The 15,420-nt window shown below is 39.4% G+C and carries 16 protein-coding genes; 15 read left to right on the top strand and 1 reads right to left on the bottom strand.

Features of this window, described 5'->3' with window-relative positions; all coding sequences use genetic code 11:
- The first annotated feature begins 2 nt into the window (after window positions 1-2).
- From OCV82_RS12395 to OCV82_RS12355, 9 genes are all read left to right on the top strand, one after another.
- Entirely contained in the window at window positions 3-275 is a 273-nt protein-coding gene (locus OCV82_RS12395) for a F0F1 ATP synthase subunit epsilon (RefSeq protein WP_154044673.1), read from the top strand.
- Window positions 276-333: 58 nt separating this feature from the next.
- Entirely contained in the window at window positions 334-714 is a 381-nt protein-coding gene (locus OCV82_RS12390) for a hypothetical protein (protein WP_262543644.1), read from the top strand.
- On the top strand, window positions 711-1,772 hold the full coding sequence (gene atpB / locus OCV82_RS12385) for a F0F1 ATP synthase subunit A (protein ID WP_154044671.1): 1,062 nt from the start codon (window positions 711-713) through the stop codon (window positions 1,770-1,772). Before OCV82_RS12390 ends, atpB begins: the two co-directional genes overlap by 4 nt.
- A 97-nt stretch (window positions 1,773-1,869) precedes the next feature.
- Entirely contained in the window at window positions 1,870-2,124 is a 255-nt protein-coding gene (gene atpE / locus OCV82_RS12380; protein WP_154044670.1) for an ATP synthase F0 subunit C, read from the top strand.
- A gap of 10 nt (window positions 2,125-2,134) precedes the next feature.
- Window positions 2,135-2,635 carry a F0F1 ATP synthase subunit B gene (atpF, locus tag OCV82_RS12375; RefSeq protein ID WP_154044669.1) on the top strand — a complete coding sequence of 167 codons (501 nt, stop codon included), beginning with the start codon at window positions 2,135-2,137 and terminating at the stop codon, window positions 2,633-2,635.
- A gap of 6 nt (window positions 2,636-2,641) precedes the next feature.
- Window positions 2,642-3,196, top strand: coding sequence for a F0F1 ATP synthase subunit delta (locus tag OCV82_RS12370; protein ID WP_154044668.1), 555 nt, complete (start codon window positions 2,642-2,644; stop codon window positions 3,194-3,196).
- A 19-nt stretch (window positions 3,197-3,215) separates the two neighbouring features.
- On the top strand, window positions 3,216-4,805 hold the full coding sequence (atpA, locus tag OCV82_RS12365; protein WP_154044667.1) for a F0F1 ATP synthase subunit alpha: 1,590 nt from the start codon (window positions 3,216-3,218) through the stop codon (window positions 4,803-4,805).
- Window positions 4,806-4,812: 7 nt separating this feature from the next.
- A complete protein-coding gene (locus tag OCV82_RS12360; RefSeq protein ID WP_154044666.1) occupies window positions 4,813-5,697 on the top strand; it encodes a F0F1 ATP synthase subunit gamma in 885 nt (294 codons plus the stop codon).
- 189 nt (window positions 5,698-5,886) lie between these two features.
- Window positions 5,887-6,321, top strand: coding sequence for a hypothetical protein (locus OCV82_RS12355; protein ID WP_154044665.1), 435 nt, complete (start codon window positions 5,887-5,889; stop codon window positions 6,319-6,321).
- A 414-nt stretch (window positions 6,322-6,735) separates the two neighbouring features.
- Here OCV82_RS12355 and OCV82_RS12350 read toward each other — a convergent pair whose 3' ends face one another.
- Window positions 6,736-7,194, bottom strand: coding sequence for a helix-turn-helix domain-containing protein (locus OCV82_RS12350; protein ID WP_115648659.1), 459 nt, complete (start codon window positions 7,192-7,194; stop codon window positions 6,736-6,738).
- A gap of 144 nt (window positions 7,195-7,338) precedes the next feature.
- Here OCV82_RS12350 and OCV82_RS12345 point away from each other — a divergent pair, with 144 nt between their 5' ends.
- From OCV82_RS12345 to OCV82_RS12320, 6 genes are all read left to right on the top strand, one after another.
- The gene (locus OCV82_RS12345) at window positions 7,339-7,530 is read left to right on the top strand and encodes a hypothetical protein (protein WP_025069085.1); all 192 of its coding nucleotides are present in this window, start codon (window positions 7,339-7,341) and stop codon (window positions 7,528-7,530) included.
- Window positions 7,531-7,548: 18 nt separating this feature from the next.
- Window positions 7,549-7,863, top strand: coding sequence for a hypothetical protein (locus OCV82_RS12340; protein WP_115648660.1), 315 nt, complete (start codon window positions 7,549-7,551; stop codon window positions 7,861-7,863).
- A 189-nt stretch (window positions 7,864-8,052) separates the two neighbouring features.
- A complete protein-coding gene (locus tag OCV82_RS12335; protein ID WP_005815674.1) occupies window positions 8,053-8,256 on the top strand; it encodes a hypothetical protein in 204 nt (67 codons plus the stop codon).
- The gene (locus tag OCV82_RS12330) at window positions 8,253-11,468 is read left to right on the top strand and encodes a DNA primase (RefSeq protein ID WP_154044664.1); all 3,216 of its coding nucleotides are present in this window, start codon (window positions 8,253-8,255) and stop codon (window positions 11,466-11,468) included. Before OCV82_RS12335 ends, OCV82_RS12330 begins: the two co-directional genes overlap by 4 nt.
- Before the next feature lie 303 nt (window positions 11,469-11,771).
- Window positions 11,772-13,016 carry a DNA cytosine methyltransferase gene (locus OCV82_RS12325; RefSeq protein ID WP_154044663.1) on the top strand — a complete coding sequence of 415 codons (1,245 nt, stop codon included), beginning with the start codon at window positions 11,772-11,774 and terminating at the stop codon, window positions 13,014-13,016.
- Entirely contained in the window at window positions 12,997-15,420 is a 2,424-nt protein-coding gene (locus tag OCV82_RS12320; protein WP_239481287.1) for an ATP-binding protein, read from the top strand. Before OCV82_RS12325 ends, OCV82_RS12320 begins: the two co-directional genes overlap by 20 nt.

Below are 15,420 nucleotides of genomic sequence, written 5' to 3'. Positions count from 1 at the left end.
CTATGGACAGGAAGAATTTGCATCTGGTGATTATTTCACCGGAGCGTACTCTCTTCGATGGTCCTGTCAACTGGGTGGAACTTCCGGGTGAACTGGGAAAGTTTCAGGTGCTTGTAAACCACGCTCCGATAATATCTTCGTTAAAGGATGGTGAAGTGGTCTATCAGTGTGGCGAGGCACATTACAGGGTGCAGAGAGATACGCAAAGATTGAAAATTACAGGAGGATTCGTTGAGGTTAAAGATAATTTGGTCTCAGTGTGCGTAGAATTATAAACCGAAAAATCTGAAAAACATGTTTTTGCTCAAGGCAAAGAGGATATTTATAAAAAAAATGACAATATTGACTTTGATATTGTCTGTTGTGATAGGTTTGATTTACCATTTGTTTATACCAGACAGGTATTTTCCATGGTTTCCTGCCATTCCTGTGTTCTTTTACCTCTTTGGTCTGTTCTACATCAACATGTTTTCTCTGGCTTATCGGTTGGGAGAAGATAAGATGGTTCCACTGTTTCTGGTTTGCAAAGGAACAAAGTTTCTTGTCAGTGTGCTGATAGTTTCTATATACTGTTATGCGGTACAGCATGAAATTGTGGCTTTTTTTGCAACCTTTCTGGTATTCTATATTTCTTTTCTGATATTCGAAACTGTATATTTTACTAATATCGAACTGAGACTTATAAAGAAGAAAAAACTAAAACAGAAACAATGAAAAAAGTACGTTATATATGGACTTTGGTGTTACTGATGGTTTTTACATCGGGTTTCGCATCTGCCGAGACTTCTAATGAAGGTGGTGAAGTGGATGTCAATGAACTGGTGTTCGGACATATCAACGATGCCTACTCTTGGCATATTCTCAGCATAGGGGATACTCATATCACAATACCATTGCCGGTAATAGTGAAAAGCAGTACCGGATGGCATGTATTCTCATCTGAGAAACTTGAAGATGGTGAGTATGAAGGACTTTATATTGCCGAAGGTGGAACATACGACGGAAAGATAGTAGAGCGTAATTCTTCAGGCGAGGAAGTTCGTCCATGGGACATGTCCATAACAAAGAATGTTGTTGGACTTATAATAAACAGCACTATTCTGGTGTGGATAGTTCTTGGATGTGCTAGATGGTATAAAAAACATCCTGTAGAGAACGGTGCGCCAAGAGGTGGTGTAGGTATGGTAGAATCGATGGTGCTAATGATTTATAATGATGTAATCAAGGAAGGTATAGGTCCTGGTTATGAACGTTATGCACCGTATCTGCTGACTGCATTTTTCTTTATATTGGTCAATAACCTGATGGGACTTATTCCAATATTTCCTGGAGGTGCCAATGTAACAGGTAATATAGCTATTACACTCGTGCTGGCTTTGCTGACTTTCTTTTTTACGAATGCTTTTGCAACCAAAGAATATTGGAAAGATATATTTTGGCCTGATGTACCGGTATGGCTTAAGGCTCCTATACCTATGATGCCGGTGATAGAATTCTTTGGCCTGTTCACTAAGCCTTTCGCTCTTATGATTCGTCTTTTTGCCAATATAATGGCAGGCCACGCAGCTATTCTCAGTTTGCTGTCCATAATTTTCATAACAGTGAAGATTGGTCCGTTATTGAATGGAACAATGACTTTTGTGTCAGTGGCCTTTGGTATATTCATGACTGCTCTTGAACTTCTGGTAGCTTTCATTCAGGCTTATGTGTTTACTATGCTTTCAGCCGTATTTATCGGTCTTTCCAAGGTAAAGGAAAAAGAAGAAAATTAAACTAACAAAAAATAGTGATGAAAATGTACGACAAAATTGCCGTAGTAGAATTATTACTTTATAAATTAAAAAATAACAAACTTAAAAACTTATAATTATGTTACTTTCAATTTTATTACAGGCTGCCGCAGGTGCAGGTTTAGGTAAATTGGGTGCTGCTCTTGGTGCAGCTATTGCAGTAATCGGTGCAGGTATTGGTATTGGTAAAATCGGTGGTTCAGCTATGGAAGCAATTGCTCGTCAGCCAGAAGCATCAGGTGATATTCGTACTAATATGATTATCATTGCAGCACTTGTTGAAGGTGTAGCTATTATCGCAATTATCGTTTGTCTTTTGACATTGTTCCTATAATAATCAGCGTATGGGATTATTGACTCCGGATCCGGGGTTACTGTTTTGGATGGTAGTAGTATTCGGTATTGTCTTCTTTTTGTTGGCAAAATTCGGATTCCCTGTTATCATCAAAATGGTTGACGATCGGAAAGCGTATATTGACAACTCGCTTAAAGCTGCACGTGAAGCTAACGAACAATTGGCAAACGTGAAGATTGAAGGCGAGAAAATCCTGGCTCAGGCCCATGAGGAGCAAGCCCGAATCCTGAAATCGGCAACAGAAACGCGTGACCGTATCATTAGAGAAGCTCAGGAAAAGGCTCGTCTGGAAGGTGACCGTTTGATGGAGGAAATGAAAAAGCAGATTGAAACCGAAAAAGAAAGTGCAATCCGCGATATCCGGCGTCAGGTGGCTTTACTCTCTGTAGGTATTGCTGAAAAAGTAATGCGTACAAAATTGGCCGATGAGAAGGAACAGACTGAACTTATCAGTCGGTTGGTGGACGAAATGGTTGAATCTTCTAAATAACCTAGTATGAATACAGGAGTTGTTTCAAGGCGTTATGCCAAGGCTTTGTTGGACTTTGCAATGGACAGAGGCAATGAAGACAAGATATATGAAGAGGTAAAAACGCTGGCCAGACATTTTGCTAATGTTCCTGATTTGAGAAGGACTATTGATAATCCGGTTGTTACGAAACAAGAAAAATTGAATTTACTTGTTGAGGCAGCGGGAGGTAAAGATGTCACTGAAGAAATGAAACGTTTCCTCTTGCTGGTACTTAATGGTAAGAGAGAGAAATTCTTGCAATTCATGACATGGTCGTATATTGACCTGTATAGGGAAAGGAAGCATATATTGATGGGTAAACTGACAACTGCAATCGAAGTTCCGGAATTGGTAAAGCATCTTGAAAAAATTGGTAGCCAGAAAACTAATTCTAAGATAGAAATAACTTCTAAGATAGATCCTTCTATTATAGGCGGTTACATTATGGAAATAGATGGATATCGTCTTGATGCCAGCGTCGATTACCAGCTTAAAAAAGTTAAGCGTCAGTTTATTGAGAAGAACAGAAGAATAGTTTAATTATTTGAATTGACTAAGAATGGCAGATAATACTATAAAACCCAGCGAAGTCTCGGAAGTATTGCTCCAGCAACTTGAAGGTATAGATACCTCGCTTAAATTTGATGAGGTAGGTACCGTGTTGCAGGTGAGTGATGGTGTGGCTCGTATATATGGCTTGCGTAATGCTGAAGCTAACGAGTTGCTTAAATTCGAGAACGGTATCATGGGTACGGTAATGAATCTGGAAGAGGACAATGTGGGTGCAGTCCTGCTTGGTCCTACTGACCAGATTAAGGAGGGAATGATAGTGAAACGTACCAAACACATCGCTTCCATCAATGTGGGTGAGGGTATGTTGGGACGTGTAATAGACCCTCTAGGTGTTCCATTGGATGGACGTGGCGACATACTTGGAGAGACATTCGAGATGCCGCTTGAACGTAAGGCTCCGGGAGTTATTTTCCGTCAGCCTGTAACAGAACCGTTGCAGACTGGTCTGAAGGCTATTGATGCCATGATCCCTATAGGACGCGGACAGCGTGAGTTGATTATCGGCGACCGTCAGACAGGAAAGACAGCTATTGCTATTGATACAATCATCAATCAGCGCTCTAATTATGAGGCAGGAAATCCGGTTTACTGTATTTATGTGGCGATAGGACAGAAAGGTTCTACTGTGGCAAGTATAGTTAATGCACTCCGTGAACGTGGTGCTATGGATTATACAGTGGTAGTTGCAGCTACAGCCTCTGATCCTGCAGCTATGCAGTATTTCGCTCCGTTTGCCGGTGCAGCTATAGGTGAATATTTCCGTGATACCGGTCGTCATGCATTGGTAGTATATGATGACTTGTCAAAACAGGCTGTAGCTTATCGTGAAGTATCACTTATCCTTCGCCGTCCTTCTGGACGTGAGGCTTATCCTGGTGATATCTTCTACCTGCATTCACGTTTGCTTGAACGTGCGGCTAAGATAATAAGCCAACAGGAAGTGGCAGAACAGATGAATGACCTGCCTGAAAGCCTGAAAGGAAAAGTTAAGGCAGGTGGTTCGCTCACAGCATTGCCTATTATTGAAACTCAGGCTGGTGATGTATCAGCATATATTCCTACAAATGTGATTTCAATCACTGACGGACAGATATTCCTTGAAACAGACCTCTTTAACCAAGGTTTCCGTCCTGCTATCAACGTGGGTATTTCTGTATCACGTGTGGGTGGTAGTGCGCAGATCAAGAGTATGAAGAAGGTTGCCGGTACACTGAAGATTGACCAGGCACAGTATCGTGAACTTGAAGCTTTCTCTAAGTTCAGCAGCGATATGGACCCTGTTACAGCTATGGCCATCGACCGTGGACGTAAGAATAACCAGTTGCTTATTCAGCCTCAGTACTCACCTATGCCGGTTGGCGAGCAGATTGCAATCCTTTATTGCGGTACACACGGTTTGATGCGTGAAGTTCCACTTGACAAGGTACGTAGCTTCCAGGATACATTCCTTTCAACTCTTCGTGTGAACCATAAGGAAGATGTGATAGATGTTTTGGCCAGCGGACAGATAAATGATGCTGTAACGGCTATTATAGAAAAGGTAGCAGCAGAAACTGCAGTTCAATATAAACAGTAATTATATTATGGCATCGCTGAAAGAAGTTAAAAGTAGAATAAACTCTATAAACGGTACGCTGAAGATTACTTCGGCCATGAAGATGGTGGCGTCGGCAAAACTGCACAAGGCTCAGGAAGCTATAGAAAATATGCTTCCATACGAGAACAAGCTGCATGGAATTCTGAGAGATTTCTTGGCGTCCGGCGTTTCTGTTCAGACACCTTTCTCTGTCAACAAACAGGTAAAGAAGGTGGCAATAGTGGCTTTTGCTTCGAACAGCAGTCTTTGTGGCGGATATAATGCAAATGTTATCAGACATTTGTCAGCTCTGGTTGACGAGTATTCTGCTAAAGTAGGAAAGGAGAATATCCTGATTTATCCTGTAGGAAGGAAAATTGCTGAGGCAGTAAAGAAGATGGGAATGGAAGTGGCAGGAGATTATCAGCACATGAGTGGAAAACCAAATTATCAGGATGCTTCTGATTTGGCTTCTGAACTCATGAGTAAATTCCTGAAAGGTGAGATACAGAAAGTAGATTTGCTGTATAATCACTTCAAGTCAACATCATCACAGATTCTGACTCATGAAACATATCTTCCGGTTGATGTAAACGGACAGGTTGGCAATACAGACAACTCTGAGGCAAAAGAACAGTCTTCAGACTATATTATTGAACCTTCGGCTGAAGTTATAATGAAATCACTTGTTCCTAAGGTTCTGAGGATGAAGATTTATACGGTATTGCTTGACGCAGCAGCATCGGAACATGCTGCCCGTACGATGGCAATGCAGATAGCTACCGACAATGCCAACGATTTGATTCAGGAGCTTACTTTGGTATATAATAAGAGCCGTCAGCAGGCTATTACGAACGAATTGCTTGATATTGTTGGCGGAACAATGGCCTGATATTTACATTCAATTTCTATAACATTAAGGCATTATGATATGTTGTTTTTATTAGCATGTCATAATGCCTTTCTTGTATCCCTATTACATTTAGGGAAATTCCCCTTAAAATATAGGAATTTACTTTATAGTAAGTGAATTGATGTGTGTACTTTTGTATCAGGAAGTTAAGAAGAACAGGAGGAAACCATGAAGAATTTAAGTAAGGTTATTGCTTTTTCGGCACTAATCTCCACATTTCCTATTTTATTCTCATCATGTGAGTATGTAGGTATAGGCATAGAATTAGGGAACGGAACCAATAATTACCGAGAAGCCACATATTATTTATGTAGCAGGACATGGGTAGAGGAATGGACTGACAATAATGGCGATTTTCATCGTCAGGAGTTACGCTTTTATGACAATAATACTGGGGAAGATTATATTCTGACTATAGATAATCGCGGATTTCGTCAGGAATCTTCATATTCGTTTCTTTGGGATTGGTATGATGCCAATTATACTACACTGCGTCTGAAATACGGTGCGAATGATTATTCATATATGAATAATATATTTATGGATAATAATAGATTGGATTGTTTGCTAGATGGTTATCCTGCACATTTCTATGGAATTTAAATCAATTATAATGAACAAAATACAATATAAGTTTGTTTTATAAGAAAAATAACTCAGATATCTATTTTCATTAAGATAATTAATTTTTTAGTTTATTCGTGTAGCTGTACCTCATTGTTTTCAGGATAATGTAGGTACAGTTTTTTTGTATGCATATTGATATAAAGAAAACGAGGTAGATAAATTTTTTATTATCTACCTCGTAAACTTATTTAATGGCAAATTTTATTCTTCAATTGCAGCTTGTGCCTCTTTAATTCATATCTGAATATCAGTAGCTTCCCTTTGCTTTGTAAGTAGTTTGTAAGTTTCAGGACTCTTCCTTTTTATGGATTACTTGAAAAAGGTAAGCTGCAAAATGGTTTTAATCATTGAATTATCTGCATGGGTACTACAGATGAAATAATTAATGTCTTATTCCTTTCTCCTTTCTTTTAATAGTTCAATTATTATATCCTTATCCTTCAGGTTTGAATCAAGACGTAAAATCTGTGAGTTCAGACTCTCTATCTGTTCCTTCAGAAGTTTGATTGTTTCCCTCAGGTTCTCTGTTTCTTTCTTTTCGCTGGATAACTGTACGGCCAGTTCTGCATCACCTATCAGATTATTTGCATTTCCATCCAATGAAACGGCTGCAAGGTGTGCCGATATATGATGTTGTTTCGGACAGAAAAGGGAAAAGAAATTGAAGTCCAATGCTTCGCTGACTTTAATAAGCCTGCTCGTTTCCATTGTCTCCCTTTCCAGTATGCGGTTTATGTGCTGCTGCGGTACACCTATTTTGCGCCCAAGCTCAGATTTGCTTAATCCAAGCTCGTTGCGTCTTTTGTCGATAGCCTGCCCTACATGCACGTGTTTTATGTCATTATCCATGCGATTCCTTCAATAAATACATCTTAAACAATAAATCATCAAACAAATATTTGGTTATATAAACCATTTTATGTTACTTTGCGGTGTAACCTATTCATTTGTTGAATACAAAGTTAAACATTAAATATTAAACATCCAACAATTATGTCTGAAAACTTAGAAAAAATCCGTCCGGCACTTGTTGCCCTTGAAGTAGGTGAATCCGTTTCATTCCCCATTTCACGTTTGAAAAGCGTCCGTACACAGGCCTCAGAGCTTGGTGCCATCTACAACCGTCAGTTCAAGACCAGGACTGACAGGGAAAACCAAACCATCACGGTCAAACGAACAATATAGAAACCAAATCAGGTTTATATGAAGATATTACAGTTTCTGGACCATCTTATACCATACGAAACATTCCTGAATGATCTCTCCTCAAGAATTGTCAGGCAATTGAAAGCCGACAAGGATGATCCTGAATTTATCAGCCAGAGGAAGGCTTACGAGCTTTTTGGCCGCAGGAATGTGGAACGATGGAAACGTCAGGGAAAGGTGGTTTCCTATAAAAGACCGGGTAAGGTGGAATACCGCACGGCAGACCTCAGGCTTCTCCAGCGTACCACCCAGGATTATTTTGATGAGAGTCAGCCGAAACAGGCAGAAAAATCGGTCAAAAAAGATAAATGATAAACATATTATGGCTAACATTCTAATATTGATAAACCTTATTTGTTTAGTTTAGCCGTGATACTCTATGAAATATAAAGAAAGCAATTATAGTAGGTACAGGAATGTGCATCAGTAACCTTTGTTCACCAGCTTAACAATAAAGCCGGACAGATATTTGTATCGCACATTCATAATGATTTTATAATAATGAAAGAAATCAGACCAGCGTGCGATCCAAACGGTGTCTATTCAGTCAAGCGCACCTGTGCTGAACTCGGTATCAGCAACAAGACACTCAAAAAATACAGAGAAAACGGGTATATCCAACCGCTCAATCCTAATAATATCAGCCGTCCGAAATACTCCGGCCAGTCAATAATCGATTGTTGGAACCTGCTCAGTACGTTATGATAAGCGAAATAACCATACGGAAAGTAAGGGAACTTGCCATAGAAGACGTACTCAGTCCTTATGTCAGACTGTCCAGAAAAGGCTCAACCCTGATGGGACTTTGTCCTTTTCATTCCGAAAAGACCGGTTCCTTTGCCGTTACCCCAAGCAAGAATCTCTTCCATTGTTTCAGTTGTAACCGTGGCGGTGATTCCATTACGTTTATAATGGAAAAGGAAAACCTTTCCTTCAGTGCCGCCGTGGAATTTATTGCCAGGAACCATAATATTCCGGTAGAATACATCAGTGAAGAGCGCAGTGAGGAACAGCTGGCCGAAGCCAGGCACCGGGAGTCACTTCTGACAGTTCTCGATACAGTACAGTCTTTCTTCCTGCAAAATTTAAGAGCAACAGACAAGGAAGAGAGCCTTAATGCCAGGGCCTACGCATACGGCCGGTGGCATGAGGAGTTCTGTGCCTTTGCCGGAATAGGCTATGCGCCGAAAGATGGCCAGGCCTTTATGGATTTCTGCAGAAGCAAGGCCCTGAACGAAGAACTGCTGTATGAACTCGGTATGTTCAAGCGTGGTGAGGACGGCAACACATACGCCATGTTCCGCCAGCGTATCATGATTCCCGTGAGAAACAGATGGGGACGCATCATTGCCTATACGGCCAGATACATTGGAGACAACAGGAAAGCTCCCAAGTATATCAACTCGGCAACAAGCATGATTTACTCCAAGGGAGAAACAGTATTCGGTATTGACCGTGCCGCCAGACTGCGTGATGCCGACTATTATATCATTGTAGAAGGTGCTCCTGATGTCCTGAGAATGCAGTCGATTGGATACGACAATACAGTAGCGTCACTTGGAACAGCCTGGAGTGACAGCCAGTTCGAGCAGCTGAAGAAGTATGTATCCTCACTCTGTTTCATTCCAGATTCAGATATTGCGGAAGGCAAGCCATACGGACCTGGATTTGAGGCGGTGATGACCAATGGGGCTGCAGCCATAAGAAAAGGATTCCATGTAACAGTCAGGGAACTTCCTTTTGCAGAAATACCATCCGAGGCAGAAGGAAAAGTACAATATGCCAAGAATGATGCCGACAGCTATATCCGCAGCAGGGAAGATTATACTTCACTTCCGGAAAAGCATTTTATCATCTGGTTGGCACAGAAACGTTTTCTGGTAGCCGGTTCCATGGTAGAGGAAAGAAAGTGTGTTGCGGAAATAGCAGACCTGTTGCGCTATATAAAAGACCAGCTTGTGTATGACCAGTGTATAGAACAACTCTCCAGACTGCACGGCAAGGTAAAGCTGTGGCGTGATGCCGTTACCCAGGCACGTGGTGAAGCCAGGAGAAGGAACGACAAACCTGCAGCCATGAACGAGATGCAGCGTGAAGCGGAACTGCTTCGCCAGTTCGGACTGTTCGTCAGGGAAAACTGTTACTACTCCATCGGTGAAGATGATGATGAACCGTCAAGAATCTCCAATTTCATTATGGAACCGCTATTCCATATCGAGGATGAGATAAACGGAACCAGAATTTTCCGTATGAGGAATATGTACAATGTATGCCGGGTAATAGAACTGAAGGAGTCAGAACTCTGCTCACTGAGCAACTTTCAGCAGAAGGTCGGCTCACTGGGCAACTATGTATGGCTGTCCAAGATAGACAAACTCAACCGTGTAAAGGAATACCTGTACTCAAAGACCGATACGGCAGAACGTATCAGAAAGCTCGGCTGGAATGCAGCTGAAGGGTTCTTTGCTTTTGGAAACGGAATATTTTTTGCAGACACATTCAATGCTGTTGACGAATTGGGTATAGTCCGTTGTATCAACGGCAAGGCCTTCTATATACCGGCCACTTCAAAAATCTATCTTAACAATCCAGAGATATTCCAGTTTGAAAGACTTATGGTGCATGAGAACCGTAACGGAATAAAACTGTATGATTACGTAAAAAGACTTATGGAAGTGTTCGGTGAGAATGCAAGTGTAGCCTTCTGTTACCTTCTTGCCACCCTCTTCCGTGACATCATATTCAGACGTACCCGCCACTTTCCCATCCTGAACCTTTTCGGTGAGAAAGGAACTGGTAAGACAACCCTGGCTGTTTCCCTCCAGTCCTTTTTCCTGCACGGAGTAGATCCGCCCAACCTTGGAGTAACCTCTGTACCGGCCATGAACGACCGTGTGTCACAGGCCGTCAATACTCTTGCCGTGCTGGACGAATATAAGAATGACCTCGACATCCGCAAGATAGCCTATCTGAAAGGACTTTGGGGCGGTGGCGGCCAGACCAAGAAGAATACGAATACGGACGGGATGGCAGCCCAGACAATTGTCACTACCGGTGTAGCCCTTTGCGGCCAGGACAAGCCGACACAGGATATGGCGCTCTATACCCGTGTCATCTTCCTTGCCTTTTCAAAGACATCATTCAACCAGAATGAGAAAAGAGCCTATGAAGACCTTGTATCAGTCTGCAACATGGGACTTACCCACCTCACCCTGGAGATATTGGGACACCGGGAATTGTTTGAGAAGAACTTTCTGGAAATATATTCCATCACCAAGCGTGAGCTGGCTGCGAAATTGGATAATGAAACTATCCATGACCGTATATTCGGTAACTGGGTTATTCCACTGGCCACCTTCAGGACACTGGAGACAGTCATTGACGTGCCTTTCAACTATGCGGAGCTTTTTGAAACAGCAATCAAAGGAATACGCAACCAGAATGAGCTGGCTCAGGAAAGTTCGGAAATAGCGGACTTCTGGAGTATGCTTCAGGGATTCCAGACTTCAGGGAAATGTATTGAGAAGGCACATTACCGTATAAGGTATATGAAATCCTTCCGTCCATTGTCCGTAAAGGAAGATATAGAATTTAAGGAAGCACGTCCTATTCTCTATCTGAACACAGCAGCCGTAGCATCACTGTTCAACAGCCGGAATGCAGGTTCCACCTCCAACCGCTCGAACTGGTCCACCATCATGTCCTACCTGAAATCCCATGCTTCATACCTGGGCCTTAAGCAGGATAGATTCACCATACTTCTGCCCAGCGGACTTCCAGATTATACTATTGACATTGTGAATGGAGAGCAGGTTAAGAAGGTAAAAGTTAACCGGCCGAAGGCTTTGTGTTTTGATTATCTACAATTGAAGGAAACTTTCGGATTGGATCTTGAAACTGAGGTTGTAGCTGAGTAATAGGATTTGTAGGATAGGATTCTTAGCGTATAAAGTTATATGCAGATAGGTTAAAAAACTACAGAAAAAGTGTATATGATATATTTTTTTTGTAATTTTGTACTTTTAAATATAGTGGTATTATTGATTGTTTCTTTAAGGAATTATCTATTCACTATAGATTAAGAATAAGAGTATTATAAAATAGATTTTCATATTAGGTATACTTTGGAAAGTATGAATAACAAGTATTGCCTTATATAAACACTTTATAGAATAACAATTATAATATACTTCTAACAAAGGTTTATTTTTGCCTTATAGATGATGAAGCAAGATAAAAAATATACAGTTATAGATTTGTTTGCTGGCTGTGGGGGGTTATCTCTTGGCTTGTATCAAGCAGGATGGGATGGTCTTTTCGCAATTGAAAAAAACGCAAATGCTTTTGAGACTCTTAATTATAATTTAATTAAGGGGAAAAAACATTTTGCGTGGCCAAAGTGGTTACCACAATCTTGCCTTGACATCATAGAAGTTAATGAAAATTATTCTGAACAACTCATTCAATTAAGAGGTAAGGTTGATTTAGTTGCCGGTGGTCCACCTTGTCAAGGATTTTCAATGGCAGGTAAGCGTATAGAAGATGATGTTAGGAATCAGCTTGTTTTTTCATATATTGATTTCATTAGTATGGTTCAACCAAAGCTGATACTTTTTGAGAATGTAAAAGGTTTTACTTATGCTTTTGATAAGAAGAAAAATCAAGATGCTGTACCATATTCTCAGATAGTTACTGATAAACTTCGGACATTGGGATATGATGTTATTGCTTTAGTTATAGATTTTTCTAAATACGGGATTCCACAACGTAGAAAACGTTTTATACTAGTAGGAGTTAAAGATGGAGATGAAGGGTCAGCACGAAGGTTTGTAGATTTACTTGATACTCAAAAGAGTAAGTTTCTTAAACATTATAATCTTTCTGAGGTTTGTACAGTTTCAGAAGCAATTTCCGATTTGTTACAAGAGAATGGAATCGTTGAAACTCCAGACCGTAAAGGTTTTAATTCAGGTATATATGGCAAAATTGAATCACCTTATCAAGAATTAATGCGTAAGGGTTTGCATAAATTGCAAACTATACCAAACAGTCATAGTTTTGCCCATCATTCAGAAGGGAAAAAAATGATGTTTGAAAAACTTCTATCTGATTATCCTATAAAAGGAAAACGTATAGATGGCAAAGTACGTGAGATATGGGGAATTCATCAGCGTGGTATTACTATTCTAGATCCAAATGATATTGCTCCAACTATAACAAATATGCCGGATGACTATCTCCATTATTATGAACCTCGTATATTGACAGTACGTGAATGTGCCAGAATACAATCATTCCCGGACTGGTACGAATTTAAAAGTAAATATACTACAGGTGGAAAAATGCGAAAACATGAGGTTCCTCGTTATAGTCAAGTCGGTAATGCCATACCGCCTTTATTTGCTTTACAAGCTGGGTTAGTGCTAAAAAAAATGCTTAAGAACCATGGAAGAGTTGAAATTTAAAGTCAGTGCAGAACTTAAAAATATATTAGGGAGAGATCTTATCACGAGCGATAATATAGCCATTTTAGAGTTAGTTAAAAATTCATATGACGCTCATGCAACTAAGGTTGATATAACATTTGATACTGACAAGATTATCATAGCAGATAATGGTAAAGGAATGACTTTAGATGAACTCAAGAATAAATGGCTTTTTGTGGGTTTTTCTGCTAAAAGGGATGGTACCGAAGATGATTCATATCGCAGTAAATTTAAAAGGAACTATGCTGGTGCAAAAGGTATAGGTCGAATTTCTTGTGACAGATTAGCACGTTACCTGACTCTTATTACAAAAAGTAGTGAATCTGATACTGAAGAAACATTATTTGTAGACTGGAAATCTTTTGAAGGTAAACAAAAGGTTGAGTTTGATACTGTAGGTATAAAACATAAGTCTTCTACTGAAATTCACAAGTTTCCTAATGACTCTACAACTGGAACTATCCTTGAATTTTCAGTATTGCATACAAATTGGGGATGGGATGAAATTATAGAACTTCGTAAGTCTCTTGAAAAAATGATTAATCCTTTTTCTGAGACGGATGAATATAAAATAGAAATATTTGCTCCTAATTTTGTAGAATCAGATAACAGAATAACGGAACAAATAAATAATATTCATAAAAACAATCCGATACTCACTGATAAAGAACGGGCTACCATTGCAGAATTAGAGAACTCTAAGGTCACAGGAGTTATAGTAAATACCATAAATGATGTACTTAAAATTAAAACTACTCAAATAGAGAGTATTTTAAAAGATGGTATAATTCATACAAAACTTTCTGATCGAGGAGAAGTTATGTATGAAATAGAGGAGATAAATAAGTTTGGCAAACTTGAGAATGTTTCTATAAACTTATATTATCTTAATCGTGCTGCTAAATATAATTTTAGTCTAAAAATGGGTGTACAACCTGTTAATTATGGTAATGTTTTTCTGTTTAGAAATGGGTTCAGAATATGGCCATATGGAGAATATAATGATGATTCATGGGGACTAAATCAAAGAGCACAGCAAGGATACAATCGTTTTCTTGGAACTAGAGATTTGTTTGGCCGTGTAGATGTTGAGACTAATCGTGTAGAAGATTTTAAGGAGGTTTCTAGCCGTGATGGAGGCTTGATAAAAACAAAAGCTAGTCAAGAATTATTAGACTTCTTTTCATTGATTCATCGTAGGCTTGAAAGGTATGTTGTAGGAGTATTATGGGGGGAAGGTTTTATTAGAAACAGTTATTTCCAAGATGAAAAATTTGCTTATGAAGCAAGAGAACAATTAAAACATGGTAAAGATTTAGATAATACAGATTATGTGTATGACAACATAGGCAGTAAAGTGGATTTCCTACAGCTTGTAAAAAGCATGGTTAATGATGGCTCCATTCATGTTAAGTACTATAATACTAAACTTGCTGACTTGGTTTCAGACGCCTCAGCTTCTGAGATAATTCAGTTAAATGTATTGAATGATTTACGTAAAATTGCTGAAAAAATGAATGACTCTGACTTGTCTTCAAAAATCGAACTTTTTGAGAAAGAGATGGCAAAAATGCGTAAAGAAAAAGAGGAAGCCGAAAAAAAAGCTGAAGAAGAACGTCTAAAAGCCATTATGGCAAAGCGAAAAGAAGAGGCTGAGAAAGCTGCAAGGGAAAAAGCCGAGAAAGAACGTGATGCACAAATACAAAAGAACACCTATTTAATTTCTGCTAGGGATACTTCACAAGAAGTCGAGGATTTGATGCATACAGTTCTAATTTCATCTGCAGAATTAAATTCCCTCGTTTCATCTCAAAAAGAGATTCTTCAGGAAGAGGTTATTGATAGGAAAGAACTAATTGATATTACCAGGGATATGGAATTCAATATTGAACGTATCCATGTATTGAGCAGTCTTATAACAAAGGCTGATACTTCTTTGTTACGTGAATCTACAGATGTTGATTTATATGAATATACCAAGGAGTTTTTATCTTTTTTCTCAAGATCGCTTAAAGTGGATTGCGTAAAGCATGACTTGGAATCTTACGTTAAGAAAGTAAAGGTTCTTGAGTATTCAGTTATATTCCAGAATCTAATAAGTAATTCTAGAAAGAATAACGCAACTCAAGTATTTGTTTCATTTCAAAGAAATGGAAGAAGTGTTATAATTGACTTTTCTGATGACGGTGATGGAGTAGATCTTAACCGTTTCACTCCAGAAACTATTTTTGAAGTAGGAGTAACAAATAGGCCAGGTGGTCATGGAATTGGTTTAAGTACCATACGAAATACTTTAGAAAGAGATATGAATGGCACTATCAGTTTTTTAGGTAATAATATTAATAAACTTAAAGGGGCAACATTCCGTATAATACTACAATAA

The organism is Bacteroides cellulolyticus (assembly GCF_025567135.1).
Taxonomy (GTDB): domain Bacteria; phylum Bacteroidota; class Bacteroidia; order Bacteroidales; family Bacteroidaceae; genus Phocaeicola; species Phocaeicola cellulolyticus.
This window is presented reverse-complemented; position numbering and strand designations above follow the sequence as displayed.

Excerpts from the sequence above, each read along its gene's own strand:
- OCV82_RS12395 (WP_154044673.1), top strand. The coding sequence starts at position 3 with ATGGACAGGAAGAATTTGCATCTGGTGATTATTTCACCGGAGCGTACT.
- OCV82_RS12390 (WP_262543644.1), top strand. The coding sequence starts at position 334 with ATGACAATATTGACTTTGATATTGTCTGTTGTGATAGGTTTGATTTAC.
- atpB (WP_154044671.1), top strand. The coding sequence starts at position 711 with ATGAAAAAAGTACGTTATATATGGACTTTGGTGTTACTGATGGTTTTT.
- atpE (WP_154044670.1), top strand. The coding sequence starts at position 1,870 with ATGTTACTTTCAATTTTATTACAGGCTGCCGCAGGTGCAGGTTTAGGT.
- atpF (WP_154044669.1), top strand. The coding sequence starts at position 2,135 with ATGGGATTATTGACTCCGGATCCGGGGTTACTGTTTTGGATGGTAGTA.
- OCV82_RS12370 (WP_154044668.1), top strand. The coding sequence starts at position 2,642 with ATGAATACAGGAGTTGTTTCAAGGCGTTATGCCAAGGCTTTGTTGGAC.
- atpA (WP_154044667.1), top strand. The coding sequence starts at position 3,216 with ATGGCAGATAATACTATAAAACCCAGCGAAGTCTCGGAAGTATTGCTC.
- OCV82_RS12360 (WP_154044666.1), top strand. The coding sequence starts at position 4,813 with ATGGCATCGCTGAAAGAAGTTAAAAGTAGAATAAACTCTATAAACGGT.
- OCV82_RS12355 (WP_154044665.1), top strand. The coding sequence starts at position 5,887 with ATGAAGAATTTAAGTAAGGTTATTGCTTTTTCGGCACTAATCTCCACA.
- OCV82_RS12350 (WP_115648659.1), bottom strand. The coding sequence starts at position 7,194 with ATGGATAATGACATAAAACACGTGCATGTAGGGCAGGCTATCGACAAA.
- OCV82_RS12345 (WP_025069085.1), top strand. The coding sequence starts at position 7,339 with ATGTCTGAAAACTTAGAAAAAATCCGTCCGGCACTTGTTGCCCTTGAA.
- OCV82_RS12340 (WP_115648660.1), top strand. The coding sequence starts at position 7,549 with ATGAAGATATTACAGTTTCTGGACCATCTTATACCATACGAAACATTC.
- OCV82_RS12335 (WP_005815674.1), top strand. The coding sequence starts at position 8,053 with ATGAAAGAAATCAGACCAGCGTGCGATCCAAACGGTGTCTATTCAGTC.
- OCV82_RS12330 (WP_154044664.1), top strand. The coding sequence starts at position 8,253 with ATGATAAGCGAAATAACCATACGGAAAGTAAGGGAACTTGCCATAGAA.
- OCV82_RS12325 (WP_154044663.1), top strand. The coding sequence starts at position 11,772 with ATGATGAAGCAAGATAAAAAATATACAGTTATAGATTTGTTTGCTGGC.
- OCV82_RS12320 (WP_239481287.1), top strand. The coding sequence starts at position 12,997 with ATGGAAGAGTTGAAATTTAAAGTCAGTGCAGAACTTAAAAATATATTA.